The 22848-nt window shown below is 43.0% G+C and carries 18 protein-coding genes; all 18 read left to right on the top strand.

Annotated elements, in window-relative coordinates:
- Positions 1-157: 157 nt before the first annotated feature.
- Positions 158-2683, top strand: coding sequence for a hypothetical protein (locus AND4_RS14410; RefSeq protein WP_009843707.1), 2526 nt, complete (start codon positions 158-160; stop codon positions 2681-2683).
- Between the two features lie 9 nt (positions 2684-2692).
- Positions 2693-5377 carry a hypothetical protein gene (locus AND4_RS14405; protein ID WP_009843706.1) on the top strand — a complete coding sequence of 895 codons (2685 nt, stop codon included), beginning with the start codon at positions 2693-2695 and terminating at the stop codon, positions 5375-5377.
- A gap of 88 nt (positions 5378-5465) precedes the next feature.
- Entirely contained in the window at positions 5466-6194 is a 729-nt protein-coding gene (locus AND4_RS14400; RefSeq protein ID WP_009843705.1) for a phage tail protein, read from the top strand.
- 239 nt (positions 6195-6433) lie between these two features.
- Entirely contained in the window at positions 6434-7789 is a 1356-nt protein-coding gene (locus tag AND4_RS14395; RefSeq protein ID WP_009843703.1) for a contractile injection system tape measure protein, read from the top strand.
- A 124-nt stretch (positions 7790-7913) separates the two neighbouring features.
- Positions 7914-9992 (top strand): ATP-binding protein, encoded by a 2079-nt coding sequence (locus AND4_RS14390; RefSeq protein ID WP_009843702.1) that lies wholly within the window; start codon positions 7914-7916, stop codon positions 9990-9992.
- Between the two features lie 21 nt (positions 9993-10013).
- Positions 10014-10631 carry a DUF4255 domain-containing protein gene (locus AND4_RS14385; protein ID WP_009843701.1) on the top strand — a complete coding sequence of 206 codons (618 nt, stop codon included), beginning with the start codon at positions 10014-10016 and terminating at the stop codon, positions 10629-10631.
- Positions 10632-10680: 49 nt separating this feature from the next.
- On the top strand, positions 10681-11499 hold the full coding sequence (locus tag AND4_RS14380; protein WP_043991703.1) for a hypothetical protein: 819 nt from the start codon (positions 10681-10683) through the stop codon (positions 11497-11499).
- A gap of 220 nt (positions 11500-11719) precedes the next feature.
- Positions 11720-12532 (top strand): hypothetical protein, encoded by an 813-nt coding sequence (locus AND4_RS14375; protein ID WP_043991701.1) that lies wholly within the window; start codon positions 11720-11722, stop codon positions 12530-12532.
- Positions 12533-12836: 304 nt separating this feature from the next.
- A complete protein-coding gene (locus AND4_RS14370; protein ID WP_009843698.1) occupies positions 12837-13193 on the top strand; it encodes a hypothetical protein in 357 nt (118 codons plus the stop codon).
- A 111-nt stretch (positions 13194-13304) separates the two neighbouring features.
- Complete coding sequence (locus AND4_RS14365) at positions 13305-13772, top strand: glycoside hydrolase family protein (protein ID WP_009843697.1); 468 nt, start codon at positions 13305-13307, stop codon at positions 13770-13772.
- A gap of 39 nt (positions 13773-13811) precedes the next feature.
- Positions 13812-14168, top strand: a complete 357-nt coding sequence (locus tag AND4_RS14360) for a hypothetical protein (protein WP_009843696.1) — start codon at positions 13812-13814, stop codon at positions 14166-14168.
- Between the two features lie 234 nt (positions 14169-14402).
- Positions 14403-16616, top strand: a complete 2214-nt coding sequence (locus AND4_RS14355) for a glycosyl hydrolase family 18 protein (RefSeq protein WP_009843695.1) — start codon at positions 14403-14405, stop codon at positions 16614-16616.
- Positions 16617-16787: 171 nt separating this feature from the next.
- On the top strand, positions 16788-17213 hold the full coding sequence (locus AND4_RS14350; protein ID WP_009843694.1) for a hypothetical protein: 426 nt from the start codon (positions 16788-16790) through the stop codon (positions 17211-17213).
- A 285-nt stretch (positions 17214-17498) separates the two neighbouring features.
- Positions 17499-17714: a hypothetical protein gene (locus AND4_RS14345; RefSeq protein WP_009843693.1), complete on the top strand. Its 216-nt coding sequence runs from the start codon at positions 17499-17501 to the stop codon at positions 17712-17714.
- A 242-nt stretch (positions 17715-17956) separates the two neighbouring features.
- Positions 17957-19027, top strand: coding sequence for a replication initiation protein (locus AND4_RS14340; RefSeq protein ID WP_009843692.1), 1071 nt, complete (start codon positions 17957-17959; stop codon positions 19025-19027).
- A gap of 758 nt (positions 19028-19785) precedes the next feature.
- Positions 19786-20985: a ParA family protein gene (locus AND4_RS14335; protein ID WP_009843691.1), complete on the top strand. Its 1200-nt coding sequence runs from the start codon at positions 19786-19788 to the stop codon at positions 20983-20985.
- Entirely contained in the window at positions 20985-22055 is a 1071-nt protein-coding gene (locus AND4_RS14330) for a ParB family protein (protein WP_009843690.1), read from the top strand. The genes AND4_RS14335 and AND4_RS14330 overlap by 1 nt, the downstream gene beginning before the upstream one ends.
- Positions 22056-22619: 564 nt before the next feature.
- On the top strand, positions 22620-22848 hold a 229-nt coding region (locus AND4_RS14325; RefSeq protein WP_009843689.1), incomplete at its 3' end, for a hypothetical protein.

Below are 22848 nucleotides of genomic sequence, written 5' to 3'. Positions count from 1 at the left end.
GGCAAGCCATGGAGAGTAATGATTCACCAACATTAGCGTCATATATTGAGACTTGTTGGTAACCGTCTCCTAACGGCTGCTTCACTCCTTCTTCATTATTACTAGCCTTAGGCATGACCAAGTGTGATGCCTAATATTCGCATGGACACCATTTCTCATGATTAATAGAAGCGATACACTTGGCATAGATTCAAGCGCAAATTTTCATATCGATGACCGAACAATACAAGATAAATTGCAATATCTTTATGAGTATACCGCTCAAATTCCATTCCAAGTCAAACCAAAAGTAGAGTTTGCAGAGGTAAGTTCTTGCTTACATGAGGATTACTCAAAAGATAAGGCAACCGATGGTGATACTAAGACTGCATGGCTGACTGAATATACCCCAGTTGGGACAACGAATTGGATAGAGTTCACCCTGGACAAACCTTATCCAGTAATTTCATTCGAGATATACCTAGCCGCTCCTGCAAACGGGACAATGGGTATCAAAGGCTTTGACAAAAATAATCGGGAGATTTTCGATAAACTTCTTTTAGATTGCTGTGAACGGAGCATTAATGGGTCGTTTAAGCTTAAAGAGCCAATTCGTGGTGAGCCAGTGAAATCGGTGCGCTTTTATGACGTTACTACCGAATACAGTCTAGTTTTTGGTGTTATGGAGTTGATATTTGATGGGGTAATCGAATCCACTTGGGCTGATGTCCTTTTTCAAGGTCTATCTGTCACTGAACTGGCAGAGCAATACCAAAACCCTACCGGCACGCTGCCACCACACCAAGCGCTGTTGTTTGCTTACCTAAAAATGCTGGAAACCCCGCAAGCACTGATGAATCGCCTACCCGGGAAGCAACGAGACTTATATTATCAAGAGTTACTTGGTTTAAAACCACAAGCAGCCAAGCCAGGGCAAGTCGCCGTCTCGGTGCAATTAGAAGAAGCGTTTTCAAACCTCATGGTGCCAAAAGGCAGCCTGCTTCAAGCTGGCCAAGATGAAAATGGGATCGATATTGAATATCAGTTGGATCGGGGTGTCCTCGCCAATCACAGTACCTTCTCCGCGCTTTGTTTGAGCAGCAATTCAAACTACGAACCCAATCCAGATGATGAGTGCTGTCAATACTATGATGAGAGCGACGACGATGATAAGAAAAACTGGCCGACAAATGGTATTCAGCTAGAGAAGTTAAATTTCTTTTTGGGGTTCAAAAACCTTAATCAGGGAGACACATTAACCCTTTTCTTCAATCTGACTGCGACGAATAACAACCCAATTGAATGGTTTTATTTTGATGAAAAGAAAGCAGATAACGAAAAGTGGCAGCCCCTAGATAGCAGCTTAATTGATAACACCAGTGACCTTTCAGTAAGTGGTACATGGTCAGCGGTATGGCCTGTTTCTCATCAATCCGAATTGGCTTGGATAAAGGGCGAATTTACAAAAACAAATATTGAAACATCTCCAGGTCACTATGGCCCCAATCCATGGTATGGCGCTGGTGATGGCGATTTAGGTACTATTTGGCACTCTCATCATACTCTTATCGCATTTATTGAGTTTACGTTACCTAAGCCTACTGATATTGGGAATATGACCGTTTATTCAAGAAACTGTAAACTTATTGACCGCCACATGGATGGCGTAATCTACCACTTAATCGATGAAAAAGGGGTTGAGCTTACAAACGGTACGATTACGGACAGTATGATTATGGAAGGTGGTATTGAGGTGTTTAAGAACGCGTTCCCCATCTCCTTGAGCTCACCAGTAAAGGGGGTGAAAAAAATACGCCTAGATAAGCCAAATATGGCTGACAAGTGGGTTCTTATCGCTGGTATTAAGTTGGATGGTGAATTTATTAGGCATGATTCGGCTGAGGTCATAGGCGTAAATATCAATGGTATTTTAACTAATGCCACCACAGCGACATTGTCGAATGCCAGTCAATTAGCGGATACGGTCACAGGCCAAGCTTTACCCCCAGAGAGCATCAAAGCATTGGCAACCGGTATCCAAGGTGTAGAAAAAATCGTTCAGCCTTGGCAATCGTGGGGGGGGGAAGCGCCGGAAAGTCACTCAGATTTCAACGCTCGCATCCCGCGTCAGTTATCGCATCGCGATCGCGCCATCTCATACGCTGATAGTATTTTATTAATAAAGGATAACTTTGCGTATGTGTATGATGTGATTGCCAACCAAAATGATAACTCGGCTATCAATACGGCAGCTTTCGTCGTGATTCCACGTGCCCGTAGTAGGGACAATGTCGATGTTTATCAGCCAACACTTGGCCGACAGAAAATGGATGCGCTCCGCAGTTTCCTAACCCATCGCGCCTCTGCATGGACGGATGTGCAAGTAGTAAACCCCAAATATAACGTGGTGAAACTAGAGTCTACGGTCACCTTCAAAGCGGGTGTGAACCCTGAATACGGCAAAGCGCAGTTAACCGAGTCACTGATTCAGCATTACATGCCGTGGGTCTCCGATCGCGAGCTCGGCCCTAAGGTCGCCAATCAGTTTAACTACTACGATGTCATCGCACACATTCAGCAACACCCACTGGTCGATAATCTCGACGAACTGAAATTAAATAATAATTCAAACTCACAATCGGCAGATAGTGGGGAAGTATTGGTATTAAGTACTGATTCTATCAACATAAACGAAGCAAATTAGGGGCAAGTCATGGAGAGTAATGATTCACCAACGCTAGAGTCATATATTGAGACTTTTTGGCAACAAGCGCAGCAAACATTACAAGATGTTTCTGGTCAGACCTGGACTGATACCAGTGAACATGATCCCGGTGTCACTTTACTTGAGGGAGTAACAGCGAGAGCTGCAGAGCTTGCACATCTGCAGACACGCCCCATCAATGATATTTTAGTAAAAGAAGATCAGTCGGGGCCAGTCAAGGTGTTTCCTGTCGATTTCGAACCCCAAAAGGTACTGACGTGTGGCCCTGTCACTGTGGATGACTATCGCAAAGTATTACTTGACCTGCACAGTCACGATGAGTGCTTTAATGACGAATTTGAACAAGCATTCTTTTTCTTTAGTGATGTATACATCACTAAAGAACCGGTTGATAAGCGCTATAAGTATTACTTCGATTGTGAAAAACATAAATTTACATTTCGAGCAGGCGCAACGAGTGATAAAGCATATACCTTGTTAGGTAACTACTCCCTATATTTGGTCCCTAGCGAAGTATTGCAAAAAAATTCTGATCTTCTTACTAGCGCCAAACAGGCACTCCTACAATATTTACCGACGATAGAAAACGTAGGTGAGAAGTTCAGTAATATTCATTGGCTGGCTGAGGACGTTAAGCAGTTAGAGCTAATGATTGAAGTAACAGATGATATTAATCCAGCGGATAAGCAAAGAATTGCCGAAATTTATGCCGAAATTTATCAAGTTGCCAAAGATTTTGCTTGTCCACCTGTTGAACGTTATTCGACGCAAGAGCTGAGAAGGCAAGGTTTCACCAACAACGAGATTTATCGTGGACCTTTCCTCACGCACGGTTGGATAGCGGAACTTCCCTCAAAAAGGGATTATACCGCGTCACAGTCGTTCCATATGAGTCACTTATTGGCCAAAGTATGCGCAATCAATGGCGTAAAAAAAATCATCGACGTCGATTCTCCCGTGCTGGAATTTACGGTTAACGAATTAAAATACCTGACTTTTGGTCACTCTATCACCGCGGTTCTTCAAAACGTCTCGCTGCGCACAAAAAGCCAGGTGGTACTAGATAAGAAGATTGATGACATAAAAGAGTACGTATCATTACCGCCGCTGATTAATCATGTCGATGAACAGACGGTCTGGGGAGAAAATTCTAACGATGTGAGTAATGAGGCGGTCACAAAACTGCTCCCTGACTGTTACGATTTAACATCGCCGACACCCAGTGACTCAACAAAATACTTGCATCAGTTTCTGTTGCCAATCGAGCAAACACTTGCCAATCGGAACGCACAATTAAACAATTTACCCAATATCTTAGGGTTTGATCAAACGTCTCGAGAAGACAATGCCGACTTCTGGGGCTACCAGTGGCCTTTCGAAGATGGCTCATCATCGGATCAAGTGCATGACGGTTATAAAGGGCAACTTGAGGGTTTCTGTCAAACTCAAAACGAGGACTTTCAGAAATCGATCTCCAGCCTGCAATACCTAATGAGTTACTTTAATGAGGAGCTCGGCCCAAATATACTTTTAAAACCGAAGGAGAGCTATTTAACAAGCCAGCGTGAACTGCTAGCAAATATTCCCAAGAATCAATATTACCGGGCTGCCTACAAAAATATCGAGGAGCGTATTGCTGGAAAAATCGGAATGAACGCTGATGATATTGCGATTATTGAAACTCGCCGAGCTCTGCCGAACTTACCGGCGGCTAACAGCTTTAATGCTCATGAAGTCAATAACCCATCAGAGGAAGGCGACAGACTTAGATTAACTCTCAACAACGGAAGTTCTGACTTTCAGAGAGGAATGTTACTAGACCTCTCATTCCAAGTGCCAGGTTTAAGTGAAGAGAGCACCTATCCTATTCTCTGCCTTATGGTAGACGAGGTGATAGATAATGATCTTTTCATCAAAATTAAAGATACCCCTTTAATGAATTACGTGGATGACATTATTGATAGTGATAGTGTCAAAGTATCAGCCTCAGATACCTTTTTAGCGGATGTCCCTTTTAGACTTCAGGAGCCTAAGGACCAAAGTGGCAATGAATGTCAGGTAACTTGTGTTGATTTTCCTGCTCTGGCCCAAATTGGTGATACGCTAAAACGCTTCTCGAAGGATAGCAATACAGCAATAACAGACCATGCATATAAGATTACTGATATCGATCGATACCAACACAAAGTAACGCTCGAGGGTGTTAATGAACACGATATTCAAGAGCAATGGTTCTGGTACTTAGAACAAGATGATATGAGCGAACGCTTCTCCTTTACGTTAAGCATTGCCCTTAATAAGGAAATGTTACCGAGTTATGTGCGAGAGCAATGGGCTGAGGTTGAAGGTTGGATCAAAGAAATACTGCACTCCGATTTACCAAGCCATTGTCAGGTCATTATCCATTGGGTGGAGAGAGCAAAATTTTCACAGCTTCGTGAAACTGTCAATGATTGGGTGAAAGACGGCTGCCCAATTGGCAACAAATCCTATCAAATTCTTGATAGCTTGACCCTTGGGCGAGCACCATCGCAAATGGAGGGGATTGGCTTCTCATTCATTGTTAAAGATGATCAATTTGCCGCTATCGAAGCAGAACCAGATGAAACAGCAAAACAAGCTTACATCGATGAAAACGATTTACTTCAGGTGAAGCCAGACTCGCAGTCATAAATTGACCAATGGCATTGCAAATGTCTACTGGCCAGCATAGAAATATCCTTATGCTGGTTTACCTATTTAATTAAAAAGAGAACAAATTATGAGTAATATTGATCCTGAAAATTTAAAGCAGAAATTCGTGGCAGGGACAGTGCCAAAGCAACCAGATTTTTTACAGTTAATCGATTTAGCTGGAAAAGTTAGGGGGGTTGAAGCTGGCAATGGTCTCGAATTGGATGAAGGAAGCGGTAACTTAAAAATTGATTATGAAGAAACATCAAGTCAGTTGGCTGGCACAGGGCTTAAAAATAATAGTAGTAAGTTAAATGTTGACTATGACGAGCTGCTCAATGCCCTTATACCAGTGGGGACGATTGTCGCCTGGGGCTCGACAAGTAATAATCCACCTAAAGGCTGGGCCCTGTGTGACGGAAGTACCGCTGGTGTACCGGATCTAACTGGTTGCTTCCTAATGGGCAACAAAACTTATGGTACTAATGCAGTTTCAGATAATCGCCGTATACTGGGTACAAGTAGTAATGCGTCGTCCTTAGTCCTTGGACACAAGCTAAATATTAACCAGATACCTAGTCATGATCACCAGATGACGATCATGCAGGAACATTCTAAAAGTAAAAATGGTACATATATGCATTATTATTTGGCTCCAGCTACAGGAAATAATAACAATTGGCGTGGAAACACAAATTCTAAGGGCGGAAATCAATCACACTCGCACAATGTTAACGTGAACGCCCTGGCAACAAAATTGAAAGTAGCCGGGCAACCAAAACACTACTTGGTGCGGTACATAATGCGAGTAAACTAAGTCTAAACGATACCGTGAGTGCACTATGGCTCTGTCGCAAATATAGATTTAAACGCGGCAGAGTTTTCCTGTAGACACCATTGCGCCCTCTTCTATCTGAAATGCACCACTAAGTAGAGAGAACTCATCATTGAGATAAACTCTTTAAAGTATTTCATTATGGAGGCTTTAATGGCTCATAAACATGAAGTTGATGTAATGCTTCCTTATTATATTTTGGCCTTTATTATGAGAATTGAATGAGAAGCTTAGGCGAAATAATACCCCAGCAAAAATACACAATAGATAAAGTACGTATCTCCCTCTCTTTACCAACTAATGATGCCGACCGATTTAGTCGGCGTTGCAGTCAACTGTTTCATACAGAATTAAAAAGATTACTCGAGCGGGTATTGTCGAGGATCGATACTGGTGGCCAGACACTACGCGTGACTCGGCCACTGATTATTGACTTGGGGAAGATACCCGCAGGTACTTTCGAACCGACCTTTTGTCAACAATTGGAGAGGCAGTTAACGCGTACTCTTCAGCAATTAGTGTCAAAGTACGAGAATGAAGACCTTAGTGAACAATCAAGATTCGATTTCGTAGTGGAAAGCTCAGAAGTACTGAGAAATATTGAAAAGCTCAATGAGTTGCTGAGAATAAATCCTCAATTGACGCTCGCGAAGTTGGCCCAGGCTTGCCTCGAATATCGTGGCGCAAACCAACTGTATCGCAGCCTCTCGCCTTCAAAACTCAAAGAGATATGCCAAAAGTGGGTCTCAGAACTCGAGGTGACGGGAAACCTAACCCCAACCACATTGCAGCTTTGCGCGATACACTATTGTCAGGAGCGCCTTAAGCTCGAGCTACCAGAACTTGATATTACTGATTCGCCTTACAGTGCCTATGAGAAACAAATATTGCTAAAAGTGTTTAACAATGCGTTAGACACTAAAGGCAATAAGCATTTCAAGGCAAATTGGTTGATTAAGTTATGGCAAAGAGATCCGGTGCGTGAGTACATTCAGCCACAGCTCTCTGGGCGGCAATTCGCCTTGCTCAATAAAGAAATGCTCAACTCGGCTGGCAACAAGGCCAAAGATGAACCATGGGAGAGCATTTCTAATGCTGGCTTGAGTTTATTATGGCCCTTCTTACCCAGCTTATTTCGTCAGCTCGGTTTACTCAAAGACAAGGCTTTTTTGAATCGTGAAACGCAATTGAAGGCCGCATCGTGTATTAGTTGGCTCTGTGAGCCACAGGCTGAAAAAAGGGATTATTCACCGCTTCCCTTATTGATGTGCGGTATTACCGAAGCAGTGCCACCGGAACCAATGGCATTAGAGGAGGAGACATTATCATTCTTAGATAATTGGTTAAAAGGGCTGCCAGAGGCTCTACAAGGCAAATGGCAAAAGCTGTCACCTGAGGACATTCAACAATGGTTCCTTCAGCGCCCTGGTTTCCTCACCACGGTTCAACAGCCAGTGCTAACGGTCACCTCAGATAGCTTTGATGTATTGCTCCAGGATTGGCCATGGCCGGTGAACATCATCGCCCTACCTTGGCTAGAGCAGCCCATCAAAGTCGTGTGGGGCAGCCTCGAATAAACAAAGCCTCGAATAAACAAAGGCACGGATAAAAAATCGCATTTCCATACCCAAGTGAGCTCGAAAAGCTGGATTCAGCCAACCTCTCGACTCACATGAACTGAAATACTTTTAGGGTTAACTCATGACCTCTCCCCATCTTAATCATGATCAGCAGACGCTATTTAGCGCAATTGAGCAGCTTGATTTGCACCTGCAACGTTACACACTCATGCGCCGCCCGGCACTCGAAGCACATGTGCTTGAAGATTTTATCTTAGACGAAGAGCGCATCTCTCAACACCAAGCGACGTCACAAGGGGTGCCGCATTGGATGCAAACACCGGCGATTTTCAATGTTGGTGAGCTGCCGCATTTGAACGCTTCTGACTGTCGACTGTCATCGCTCAAGGCACGCTTTAAACTGACAGAGTTTGAAGTAAATGTACTGTTACTCGGTTTGATGCCGCATATGGACAGTCGTTACCATTCATGGTTCGCTGCTTTACAACGTTCTGAAGATAAAGAGAATCCGAGTATTGAACTGGCATTACAATTACTCGCTGGCTCTGTCGAAGAACAATCGGATCGCCAAGGCGACTTTTTACCTGATTCAACGTTGCTCCGACATGAACTCATCAGTATTGACAAAAGTAAACAGCGGCGAGGGGAAGGATGGCAACAATCGTTATTTCAAACCCCAGCGGCAATCTACCATTATCTGTTCGGACATCATTCTTTAGCCTCTCACCTCGCTGATTGTGCCAAATGGTATTTTAGGGACTCAACTCAATACTCTTGCCCCCAAACTATTCGCGAAGGGATGCAAGCCCAAGTACACAACCAACAAGATAACGTGATGCCGATCATCATGTTAAAAGGTCCTTTAGGCTGTGGGCGTCTAGAGGCAATTGCTGCTGAAGCCGCAACAAAAAATGATCTGTTACTCGTGCTGGATGTAACTAAGTTACCTACGGAGAGACGTGACGCCAAACAGGCACTAAAGGAGGCCTTACGTGAAGTAAGAATGCGTAATGGCATCCTTGTGGTTCGTCATTGGGATGAATTTTCCGATTCACGCCAAGAATTACTCAGTGATTGGGTAACCTTGGTTAAGCAGCCACACGTGCGGATTATCGGATTGTGTGAGCAAGATAGCGCTCGAACGGTGATGCCCAACGTGACGCAGATTGCGCTAGAGATGCCGACTCTTTCTTACCAAGAAAAACTGCATATTTTACAACGTGCACTGAGTTCTGAGGACTTTATCTCAACAGACACAGAGCGTTTATGCCGTCGCTTTTCATTTAACCAATCCTCACTGAACAATATACTGCAAGAGGCAAGATGTTATCGCTCCTTGAGGGATCAAGATAGCCCAGTTAACGATGCCGATCTCAACAAGGCTTTTCGACTTCACTCGCAGAAAAATTTTGGTCAATTAGCACATCGAATTGAACCTAAGCGCGGCTTTGATGACCTCATCGTCGCTGATAACCTGAAAAATCAACTGCATGAGCTCATGGTGGCGATCCAGCAGCGAGAGCAAGTATTGAATTCCGGTTTTGCCGATAAAGTCGGTTACGGCACGGGAGTCAGTGCGCTTTTTCATGGTGATTCGGGTTTAGGAAAAACCATGGCTGCCGAGGTTATTGCCGGGCAGCTCGGCGTTGATCTGATCAAAGTGGACCTAGCCAATGTGGTGGATAAATACATTGGTGAAACCGAGAAGCATCTGGCTCGTATTTTTGACTTGGCCGAAGCGGATGCCGGCGTACTGTTTTTTGATGAGGCTGATGCCCTGTTTGGTAAACGCTCGGAAGCAAGTGATTCAAAAGATAGACATGCCAACATTGAAGTCGCGTATCTATTGCAAAGACTGGAGAACTACCCAGGCTTAGCGATTCTCGCGACCAACAACCGAAGCCACCTCGATGAGGCGTTCAGCCGGCGATTTACCTTCATTACGCAATTTAAAGCGCCAGATGAAAATACTCGGCATGCACTATGGAAAAGCATTTGGCCCGAGGGGTGCAAACTCGATCCGAATCTTGATTTGCGTGCTCTAGCAGCGCGTACCCAGCTAACCGGGGCCAATATCCGAAATATTGCTTTGTTATCTGCTTACTTTTCTGCAGGTGAGAATGCACCACATATTAGTGAGCATCACATCCTGACAGCCATGCAGCGTGAATTAACAAAAGTTGGTCGCCTTATAATCTAAACGTAAAAGAAGAAACGAAATATGAATGCATTTGCAAAATCTGCTGAGCAAAACGTCTCGAACAAAGACATCCTAGATCTCAATACCGCACTGGAAGACATCTTGACTGACTACGTAGCTGAAGGAACCGAGATCCGTTTTGACATTCCAGATCCGGATAAGCTTGGTACTAAACCAACGGTCAGTGTGTTTCTGTATGATGTTCACGAAGATCTGACGTTAAATACGTCGCAATCTAACCGTTATGATAATAAGAAGGGGAGATTTGCGCCTGATCATGTCAATCTGTGCTGTAACTACATCATCACCTACTGGGAAAACGTAGATGGCGAAATGTCTATGGGCCCAAAAAATCAAGCGATAACCATTATGAATCAGATTATTAATGCGCTGATCAACAACCGAACCTTAACACAATTTCCCAATGCAAAAACACGAGTAATGCCGCCAAGGGAAGAGCTCAACAGTCTGGGTAATTTTTGGCAAGCACTGGGTAGCAAGCCACGCATGGTGCTGAACTACTCAGTCACCTTACCTATTAGCTTGGCTGAGCCAACTGACATAGTGACACGCGTTGAGAACACTACACTAGAAGAAATCACACAGGATATGACCCAATCCCCCTTATTTAATGAATAGTCCAGTGCCCCTTCTATAACGCGTTAACCAAAACCAATAAAGAGAGACAATGATGAGTAAAATAGCCCCTAGTGCTTTAAAGCCGAAATTCATGGCAGGAGCAGTTCCACAGCAAGAAGATTTTGTTCAGTTAATTGATTTAGCCGGACAAGTTAGAGAGGTTAATGATGGCAATGGACTGGGTCTTAATAACGGTACGTTAAATATCAATTATGGAACAGTGTCAACAAAACTGGCCGGTGAGGGGCTGACCGATAATGGTGATACGTTAGAGGTTAATTATGGAACAGTGTCAACAAAACTGGCCGGTGTGGGGCTTTCCGCTAGCGGTAATAAATTAAAGCTCCAAGTTGACGGGTCTGGGCTCAGTATTAACGACAGCGATCAGCTAGGTGTCGACTATAACAAAGTGTCAAATAATCTGGCAGGAAACGGGATTAATTCTACAGGTACTCAATTAGAGCTTGAATATAGAAAAATCTGGATGAAAATGATGGCGTTGACACACTCCGCTACTCATTATGTTGAACTTGGCCCTATTATCGGTTTTATTCGCGGTTATGATAAGGGTCCTAGTTCCACTGCGTCCCATGTAAGAATCTCCTTTTACTTAGCTGATCGTCCAAATAATTATATAGGTATACATAAGGGTGAGGTACAGCTTAAAGGAAGTGCGCCCAGCTTCAGCAGTAGGCTTTTCGGCCAAATTAACGACGGTCCATTCAATCCGGTGGTAAATGCAATATGGGAAAGAGCAACAGTCAGTGTTGGTGATACAGTTAAAGCACGAATGGTACGATACGGTGGTTATTGGGGCTACAATTGGCAACAAGGCCTTGTAAGGGCAATCAGTGACTTAGATAACTAATTTTTGGCAATCATTGAATAACAAGCAACGCATGGTACTGAACGACTCAGTCACCTTAACTATTAGCTTGGCTGAGCCAACTGACATAGTGGCACGCGTTGACAACACTACACTAGAAGAAATCACACAGGATATGACCCAATCCCCCTTATTTAATGAATAGTCCAGTGCCCCAGCGGTATTTCTATAACGCGTTAACCAAAACCATTAAAGAGAGACAATGATGAGTAAAATAGACCCTAGTGCTTTAAAGCCGAAATTCATGGCAGGAGCAGTTCCACAGCAAGAAGATTTTGCCCAGTTAATTGATTTAGCCGGGCAAGTTAGAGAGGTTAATTATGGCAATGGACTGAATCTTAATAACGGTACGTTAAATATCAATTATGGAACAGTGTCAACAAAACTGGCCGGTGAGGGGCTGACTGGTTCTGGTGATACGTTAAAGGTTAATTATGGAGCAGTGTCAAGTAAGTTAGCTGGTGAAGGGCTGACCGGTACTGGTGACACGTTAAAGGTTAATTATGGAACAGTGTCAACTAAACTGGCCGGTGAGGGGCTGACCGATAATGGTGATACGTTAAAGGTTAATTATGGAACAGTGTCAACTAAACTGGCCGGTGAGGGGCTGACCGGTTCTGGTGATACGTTAGGGATTGATTATATTCAGATCTGGAAACGCTTGATGGCGAGAACACATTCGGCTACCCATTTCGCTAAACACTCTGATACCGCCGGTTTTATATTTTTTCATACTAGCCGATCAGGTTGGACTAGGGCCTACTTATATAATACAGATAGCGCTTGGGTGGGGGTCATTACTACCGGTGGTCATCTTGTGCTCAAACTTGACGGTAAATCACCCACAAGGACTGTTGGCGAATTTAATGACTATGACCTCGATGATCCCATTAAAATTGCGGAGTGGCGCAACCAAACAATCACTGATAACTCCAAAATTGAGGTGAAATGGTGGATGACAGACTGGACCTTTACGAGGAAATCTTGGAAAGTTTATCCTATCAGTCAACTTTGATAACTCATTTTTTGCAATCCCTGGGCAACAAGCCACGCATGGTGCTGAACGACTCAGTCACCTTACCTATCCGCTTGGCTGAGCTAACTTACTGAATAGTCCAGTACCTCAGAGGTAAGTACATTAAAAAGCGCTGATAAAATTAATCTCTATTTATCAGCGACAGCAGTGGTTAATTTACATTAACAGTCGGATAATTATCTTCTCAAGATTCACCGGGTTAATTAGCAGAAAAAAATCGATTCTTACTTCCGCAATAGCTAAAAAAAGAAACAGCACTGAATTTAGCTAAGAGGGTTGGTATATGCATGAGACAAAAAATATAAATTCACTTATTGAAGAAACTAGAAGCGTTTTAATTAGTAAAATCATTCTTATTCTTGTCCCTATTGTGATGAGTGGCTATTCTATTGAGAGTCAAATTTTGCATGAAGACTCCTACAGAAGTCTCGCGACGAGAAATGCATTCTACATAGTTGAACGCTCATTAAAGGGTAAAACTTCAGATAAAGAAGTAGTAGATACCGTTATAAGCTGGATAGATAATAATAGGGCTGTGGAATTAGGTAGCCTGAAATCCATTTGCAAAACCACACCACATAAACTTGACTACATTATGAATAAAACAGCCCATCATAGAGTCTGTATTTTAGTCAGGTAATGATCAATAAAAATCCCTTCAGTCGTTGCAATTATAGTTATTAAAATAGTTATAGTTATAGTTATAGTTATAGTTATAGTTATAGTTATTAAAATAGTAAGGCCATACGAAATGTCATTAAATAAAATTTCACTTAATGTATTAAAATTTGAAGAAGGTTTTTCTGAAGATCCATACTATTGCTCTGAAGGGTACCCGACGATTGGCATAGGTCAAAAGATTGGTCCTAAGGGGGCATCTTTACATCAGTACTGTTTTCAATGTCCAATCTCAGTCGCTGAGCATTGGTGCAGTGTCGAAATCGAACACTTATCAAAAACATTAAGCAGATACGATTGGTATACAGGTTGCGGTCCAAATCGACAAGCGATGTTGATTTCAATGGCATACCAAATGGGCGTTAATGGGTTGCTTGGCTTTAAAAAAATGTTAGACGCATTAAATAATAAGGACTGGAACACTGCCTATATGGAAGGATTGGATTCTCTTTGGGCAAAACAAACGCCTGCACGCGCAAACCGACAAATGACGGTGATAAAAAGTGACCAATTAGACATAAATTATTGTTGTAAGCAATAAAAAGTAAAATACATTCATAAATTTTTAAACGAGATAAATATGTGGTTATTTGATAATTTGTTTGGTTCATCAGAAATGGTGAGCAAAGGTATTTCTTTGATAGATGATTCATTTTACACAGATGAGGAAAAGGCGGTACAAAAAAAACAGATACTGAAAGCATATGAACCTTATAAAATCGCACAACGTTTATTGGCTATAATGTTTTGTTTTACTTTTTTGACTATTCTTACTCTTTTAATCGTCATGAGTTTTTTTGTTGATATAACAACACAAATCAATGCAATCGAAAAAATAATGACTTCATCCTTGGTAAGTCCAGTCATGTTGATTCTTGGATTTTATTTTGCCGGAGGAATGATTGAGGGCACGATAGATAAAATAAAAAATAATTAAGTAAACCTTAGCGTTATTCCTTCCTTATCCACTACGAAATCAGATTACATATTTGATAATGTTTCTATGTTTTTCCAACTTTTAACCAGGTTTAGTTATAAAGCTAGTTAGAAGAATTAGTTTTGCGATAAATAACGCTGTTTCTTGGTTTTTTACGAATAATTTAATTCATATTTCCATCACCATTCTGGATATTAATCCAGATAATCTTAGTAGAATAAAAAGGAGTTCATTTTGAACACAAACAATTATTACATTAAAAGCCGCAAGCCTGGCACCCCGAGTATTGAATGGGGTGATTTTGTATATTCACTGACTGAGATTAATAAATCGGGACAATGCTACAAAGATATCGTTATAGCACGCCATGACGCCGTTACTGTCTCGGTTAGTTGGGCGGTGTATTCTGGTGAGGTGACGCAATCTAGAGTATTGCTCGATGATGTTGTGGTTTGGCAGGGGACAAACGAAACGCAAGCCAACTTTGAAGTTTCAAAAGGCGGCAGATATGCGATGACCGTTGAAGTCAGTAATGAATACGGTTCGAGTACAAGTAACGCTCAAGAGGTACTTGTCTGTGATACTGATGGTAGCCATTTAGCACCATTAGCCACAGAACTCAGAGAAAATAATAAGCCGTATAAAAACACCACAAATAAAGTGGTTGGAACGTATTTTGTTGAATGGGGCATTTATGCTCGCGAATTCACGGTTGATGATATTCCTGCGCAAAACCTTACTCATATTCTCTATGGTTTTATTCCTATGGTAGGTGGGGACGGACTTAATGACAGTCTAAAAACGATCCCAAACAGCTTCGAAAATTTACAAAAATCGACAGCTGGCCAAAAGGATTTCGAATTATCCATTCATGACCCATGGGCAGCCATCGATAAACCTCAGCCTGGTGTGGAGGATTGGAGTGAACCTTACCGCGGCAACTTTGGTCAATTAATGGCATTGAAACAAGCTTATCCACATTTGAAAATTTTACCTTCCATAGGTGGATGGACGCTGTCTGACCCTTTCTACTTCTTCGATGACGTCAATAATCGCAAAGTATTTCTTGAATCGGTCAGAGAATTTCTTCTGACCTGGAAGTTTTTCGATGGCGTTGATATTGACTGGGAATTCCCGGGTGGTAATGGCGCAAACTCAAACCTGGGCAACAAAGACACAGATGGACAAACCTATGTAACCCTGATGAAAGAACTGCGTGAACTCCTTGATGACCTAGAAAAAGAAACAGGCCGTCAATTTGAGCTATCGTCAGCAATCAGCACAGCAAAAGAGTCGATTAACCTTGTTGACTATAAAGAAGCTCAGCAATACATGGATCATATTTTCGTGATGAACTATGACATGTTTGGCGGCTGGGATTTGGACACACTAGGTCACCAATCTGGCATGTACGAAGCGAGTCATAAACCAGAGGTTAAGCACACCGTTGACCTGGCCATGAAGACCCTGTTAGCTCAAGGCGTTGACTCTAAAAAGATCATTATCGGTGCGCCATTTTATGGACGAGGTTGGCAAGGTGTTCACGATTATCAGGGCAATAATCCAATGTCCGGCAAAGCAACAGATATGATCAACGGTACTTGGGAAGCCGGCGTACTTGATTACCGTGATATCGTAGATAACCACTCTGGAGCAGGCTGGGAAACGGGTTACGATGAAGCTGCACAAGCCTCTTACCAATGGAATAAGAGTACGGGTGAGTTGATTTCTTATGACACACCTCGTGCAGTCACTTATAAAGCAAAATATGCCGTAGAAAATCAACTTGGTGGTGTTTTCTCATGGGAAATTGATGCCGATAATGGTGATCTGCTCAATGCTCTGCATGAGGGATTAGGTCACGGCGAGGGCACCGACGACAACGGCGGTGACAACGGCGGCGACAACGGCGGCGACAACGGCGGCGACAACGGCGGCGACAACGGCGGCGACAACGGCGGCGACAACGGCGGCGACAACGGCGGCGACAACGGCGGCGACAACGGCGGCGACAACGGCGGCGACAACGGCGGCGACAACGGCGGCGACAACGGCGGCGACAACGGCGGTGACAACGGCGGTGACAACGGCGGCGACAACGGCGGCGACAACGGCGGTGACAACGGCGGCGACAACGGCGGCGATGAAATAACCGATCCTGATGCTGGCGAACACGCCGCATGGAATGAGAGCACGATTTACAACACAGGTGATATCGTCAGCTTTAATAAACTGGTATGGCGAGCAAAATACTGGACTCAAGGCGTGGAGCCAAGCCAAGCTGCCGATGAGTGGGCGTTACTGTCTGATGTTGTGATGCCGTGGGACATCGCTGTCGCCTATAATAGCAATGCGAAAGTGTCACACGATGGTGGCACCTGGAGGTCTGAATACTGGACTAAAGGTGATGTTCCAGGTGAGCATCCGGTATGGAAGAACATCAGTTAAGTTCATTTAGCTAACTGATACAAGGACTCGCTCTTTAGTGAGTCCTTTTGTTATTTAAAGGCCAAGAAGCATTGCATCGTTCATAACACTGCGAACTTCGGTACACAAAACATGCCGATGAATCTGAGAATATTGTCAATTTTTTAACATGATGAATAAGTGTGACCAAATATGAGTAAATATATAGTTATCAATGGAGATGAGGTTATTTTTCAATCAACTTTTGGAGCAGCGACAGCAACTATACTTTCACCACCGCCAACAATAACGGGGAGTGGGCACGCAACAATATTAGGAGAAAAGGTTTGCATTGATGGTGATGAAAGTAATGTAAAATTATCATGTACGTATAAAGCAGGTAGATTCCAAACCGCAGGTAATTGCACTTTAACCATTGATGGCTTGGCATCCGATCAAATAGCAGATCATACATTTAATGGCAAAAAAGTGATTACGGTGGGAAGTAAGTTTACCGCTAAATTAGCCGTAACTATGCCAGCAGTAAACCCGAACAATCCGAACGATAAAGATCTTAAACCAAGTTATTCTGGAAACGGAACGTTCAAAAATACCCAGTCTTTTGTAACGGCAGAGTAACAAGCTCAAGGCCCATTTTATGCAGATACGGGGCTCGCTGTTTTTATTAAGGCTTTGTTGCCTTACTCAACCCACTCTGTCTTTTTTCGTCAATATCGCACCATGGGTAATATGTTCATCACCAATAGCAAAGTGCGCTTTTTCCAGCTGCGCTTTCCGTTAACTTTATGTTTTCTTGGTGCCATTCACCTTTACCAAATTATTTTAGGCCAGTGAAATCAATAGCTACCACTGCTAAATGTTATATGGACTACCTTTCATCTATTAAAACCAGGTATTTACTCTATGAATAAAGAAGAAATTATCAATCATTGGCTTTCAGAGATATCAGAAGGTCAGTGGCAGCTATTAAATCAACAGTGTAACTTAGTTGGTGACGATGCCCGTCATTTTGCAACAACTACAATTCCTCCGGAGAATCTAGAATTCATGAAGACTAAACCGAATATAGCGTATAAAAAAGAAGATTTTACAAATGATAAATTTAAGCCTTTAAAATAAATTTGTAGGAATAAATGTGCCATTTATTTAACGTAACGTCACTTAACCTGTACGAGATTTAGACATAAGAACACTAACTAGTGACAGCGTCACCCTTCACTTTTCTACCGATACTTTCGCTAAGCCTTCTTGGGTATATCAATGACATATCGAATTAATGACAACATTTAGGTGATTAGGCTACCACTACACCTAAAATATGTCATAATTACCTAGATTGTGTCATTTTAAGGAAGTGTGGTATGAGTGATGAAGAATACTTTTACCCAGTAGTAAGCGATAACTTACCGAAACATATAAAGAAAGGGCATCAGCTCGTCTTTAGCCGCCAAGATCTCTCCGCCCGCGAAGCAGACATGTTTGCCTTGATGATCGCACATATGAAAGCGAACGACTGGGAGCGCAGTACCCCTCATTATGAGTTCACCTCACACCAACTCTCTGAGTGGTTAGGGGTTGAGTCTAAACATATAGGAAGTAATTTAAGCCCCGTCGCTAACCGTCTTGCAAGCCGAAAGATCGGCATAAAAGTAGAAACGGGAAAAGGAGACATTGAGTTTGACTACCGCCCGCTGTTCAAACACATCGCTTACAAAAACGGTACCTTAACCATGGTACCTAATGACATGCTCAAATCTGAGTACATCGAGTACAACCAGGGCTTTGCACTGATTAACACTCGAAATTTCTTTGATGTAAAAAAAGAATATTCCAAGCGCCTTTATGAGTTACTGAGTCGGTTTAAAGATAAAGGCTTTGAAATGCACCAACAGAAACTCGAAGAATTAAAAGGTGTATTTGGCTTGCTTGATGAGGCAGGCAAACTTAAGAAGGATAAAAGTTCTTTTAAAAACAACAGTGTCTTCATGAAACGCTGCATTCGAGAAAGTATCAAAGAGCTCACTGAACATCCACAAATACGAAAAGAACTCCTGTTCTTAGAAGGAGAAAGTGGAGAAAAGGGGTTTGAGGTCATCAAAAAAGGCCGCACCATTACCGGGATAAAATTCCTATTTCGTTGGATAAAACTGGGGACGGCTGAAGAGCTAAACCAACACGATGCTCTAAAAACGATCCGAGAACTTGAGCTTAAACGCCTGCAAAATAACATCAAGCTGACTGAGGCTGAACTAGAGGCATTAGCGATGGCGTACCGCTACGTAGGCAAAGAAAAGCATGCTCTAAAAGTGGAGGAAAGCCTAGCAAAGCGTCATCTAGACCGAGACGTCGAGAGTGGTCACCACAACGACATTGAATCTTTGCTTGATAAAATAGAGACATTATCGGACATCAGCGATAACCCTGATTATTAGATGACACTTTTTAGGTGTGAGCATCTTATTGATGACAAAAATAAGGTCGTGTTCCTCTGTTAGAGGACATGTTCTAGGTGTTTTGTCGACATATCACCTAAAATAGGTCATCTAAGAAACCAGCAGCCCCATTTAAGTAGTAAATAACGGGCAATCGACAGGTATTGGTTATATTCGCAAGTCATTGACCTAAAATAGGTTACCTATAGACCTTAAATACGATCATCAACACCTAAATGATGTCATTCTTTCACCTGTAGGATGATCATTAACACCTAAAAAAAGATCATCAACACCTAAATGGTGTTACTTAAACACCTAAAAAAGGATCGTCAAACACAAAAAAAGCCATTTGTTTCAATACCTTAAACCCACTATAGTTTTTATAGATCTCATAGTCTTTATAGTTTTAAATAGTCAATATAGATCCTTATAGCGAATGTGGATAACTGGAAAATCAAAGATTTACACAGTTACCCTCATTAGAAATCGTATTGTTTCTTGCTTTTTTATCTTATAAGGCTGTCACAATCTAGGTCTTTGGTATCAAAAATAAGGTTAAGGTCTGCTTGAACATCATTTAGATTAGGCGCCATTTAACGTGGAGTTAGAATGCACAATACACAAGAACAATGGCTAAGTTTGTCAGCGGTGTGATAAGGCGAGAACAGACAAAAAACATCCAATTCCACCACTTTTAGCTACACACTTTAAAAATTAAGGGATATACTATTTCTAATTCCTATATGGAGACAGAAATGGATACTCAACAAACCACGTCACACTTTCAATCCCTTAAGCAAGGTGCCGACGCATACATCAAGCGCCGCAACCAGCGCCTACTGGCGAATCATCGTAAAGAATTACGTAACTTTACCCGTGCAGAGGCCTCTGCTTACTTAGGTATCGATGCTAAAACGCTGGATAAATACGTCACGGCAGCAGAGATTGATCCTCGTCGTCATGAAGATTCGCAATGGTCGATTGATATTGCGGAAATGTATCGTGTCCGTGATTTGTTACCAGAGGGGTTGCGTAAAGAACCAAGGTTTTCACGGAGCGAACAGCAATCAACGCAAGTCATCGTGATCCAAAACCAGAAAGGCGGTGTGGGTAAAACGGTTTCTGCCGCCACTGTTGCATCGGGTTTAGCAACCGAGTTCCATCAAGAGTACCGTGTAGGCTTAATCGATATGGATGGCCAAGCGACGCTCTCTATGTATTACGCACCAGAAGCAGACCAGGAAGGCAATCTGTCAGTGGGCGATCTCATTATGCGTAACTTTGATTTGGATGAAGACGAGACACTTGAGCAAGCGGTATCTGAGGCGTTCCTAGAAACCACTATCCCAAATTTGCGTATTTTGCCAGCGGCGCAGAGTGACCGAGCAATAGAAGGTTGGTTCCATGAACAAGTCTTCAGCGATACATTGCCCTCCCCCTACTCTATTTTGGCTGAGATCATTGATGCTGTAAAAGATGAGTTCGACATCATCATCATCGATACACCGCCATCACTGGGCTACGCGACTTACAACGCCTACTTTGCCGCAACCAGCGTGGTCTTCCCGCTGTCGATTACAGAAAACGACATCGATGCGACCTGTTCATATTTCAGCTACATTCCGCAAGTATGGGCGCTATTGGATAATGCCAATCATGATGGTTACGATTTTATGAAGATCTTGCTTACCAACCATCGCGATAGCTCGACCACAACGGAGTTGATGAACAGCCTTTACGATCACTTTGCACCTTACTTGTACTCTAAGGAGTTCAAACACAGCGAAGCCATCAGACAAGCCTCTTCCCTACTCTCGACCGTTTTTGATATGTCAAAGAGCGAGTACCCGAAAAGTAAATCGACGTTCCAAACGGCGCAACAAAACGGGTATGAGGTAACCAGTCAAATTCAGCGTGACATTCTGAATGTGTGGCGTGAACAGGAGCAAGCATAATGGCGAAAAAACGCGGCGGTAGCCCTTTAGGTAATGCACCAGGTTCTCAACAAGCGCAGCAATCAGCAGCTAAGGCGAACCTGACGACATTAACGCAGCAGCTGACGGCAGAATTGAATAAAGCCGGCACCAATGCCGTCGAGTTCTTGCAAGCACAGTTTGGTCTTGAATCTGTCGGCCAGAGCATGGTTTGGCAGTTGGCATCAGGCAACACAGCCACGTTCAATGAAGTGACACTGTCACACGAACAGGTTCGTGATGAAACCTTTGTGACTTTCGATGTGAATGGACGCGATCAGTCATTGCTTACTGCAGAGTCCCTCTCTGATCTGAATTCACTGGCGTTTCAACAGTTCTATCCTGCCGTTGGTCGAGAGATCGATGGTAAGCTTGATGTGCTAGACGGATCTCGACGCCGTGCTTGGTTTTTACTTCAACAAGGCCGCGTCAAAACGTTCCGTATCCTTGTTACTCAGGATGACATCTCCGTCAGTGATGCTAAGGCCCTTGCTAAGCAGCTACAAACGGCTAAAGAACACAATCTGCGTGAGATTGGGCAACAGTGTATCGCCATCAAATCGGCAAACGCAGCAATGACTCAGGCTGAGATAGCGAAACAAGTTGGGCTTAGCCAAGCTGGCGTAAGTAAAGCGATCAAAGCGGCCAGTATCGACGAGAAGCTGGTGAAGCTATTTCCAGTTGTCAATACCCTTTCACATCCAGACTATGTCTTGCTCGATAAGGTGATGAAGAGCTGTGATGATAAAAAACAGATTGCTGGCTTCGTGAAGAAAATTGAGAAAAGTCTTGTCAATATTCAGGCTGAATATTCGCTGGAAGATCAGAAAGACGCCATTGTTGCGGCGATCAAAGCCGAGCTAAAAGTTGCACAAGCGAACAAAGAGACAGACAAAGCGGAAGTCACTCCCCTCGCCCAATTCGACAGCAAAGGCATGTTTGCCCGCAAGCGCGTGAAGGGCCGTCATTTCTCTTATGAGTTCGGGCGTTTGTCTAAAGAAATCCAAGACAAGTTAGATGCGGCGATTACTCAGGTTCTAGAAGAGAAATAGTCTTTTGTCGTATCACGAGTAAGTTGGAGAGCGGGTGCGTTATCCAACTTATCTCATTACAGAGAGAACCTGATGGCGCTATTGCTGTAAAACGCCAGTCACCATGGTCTCTCGTAATATGTTTTGATTTCAGTAGGCTCAATATCTCAAGCACCTCTTGATCCATTGAGCTTCCATCTACCTTCCCCGTTACGTAACAAACAAAGACCCCTTCCCCGACAGACAGATTTCGGCCTCTCTGTGAATTTCACGCAGTTTGCCGGGGGGTACACCAGTTTTGGCTGGTATTTTCACCCATCTTACTGAGTCTTCATGCTTATACCCAGCAACCTCGACATGCTTGGTTCAGCAAACATCACTCAGTTGATGGACGCGGCAGCAATTTGAAGATTGAGTTTCTCAAAATCAAAAATTGACACCAAATATATATGAACCAAGACAACTTGCCCTGCGGGAGCATGGCAGAGCAAGTTGACCACTTTCATCGCGGAATGCCATTGTGCTTTCCGTACTTCCAATTTTAATTATACCACTCACATAAACTTAATCATGAGGTCACCACTTATGCCTTATTCATACATTCCTGAAGTAATGACTAAACCAAAACAGATGCAGGAGGAAGATATTTACAATGCAAGTCGCTGCCCAACAATGCCGAAATTTAACCAAGAGAAACTAGAAAAAATACTAGATATTATTACAGATATTGCCGGGAATTTTGATAATTCCGATCCAGGATCACCGCCACTGAGTGTTCCTTTAAATGTGGCTAACGCGCTTAATGAGTTATCTC

It is taken from the genome of Vibrio sp. AND4 (genome assembly GCF_000171815.1).
Taxonomy (GTDB): Bacteria; Pseudomonadota; Gammaproteobacteria; order Enterobacterales; family Vibrionaceae; genus Vibrio.
The sequence above is the reverse complement of the archived record's forward strand: the minus strand, read 5'-3'. Positions and strand labels throughout refer to the sequence as shown.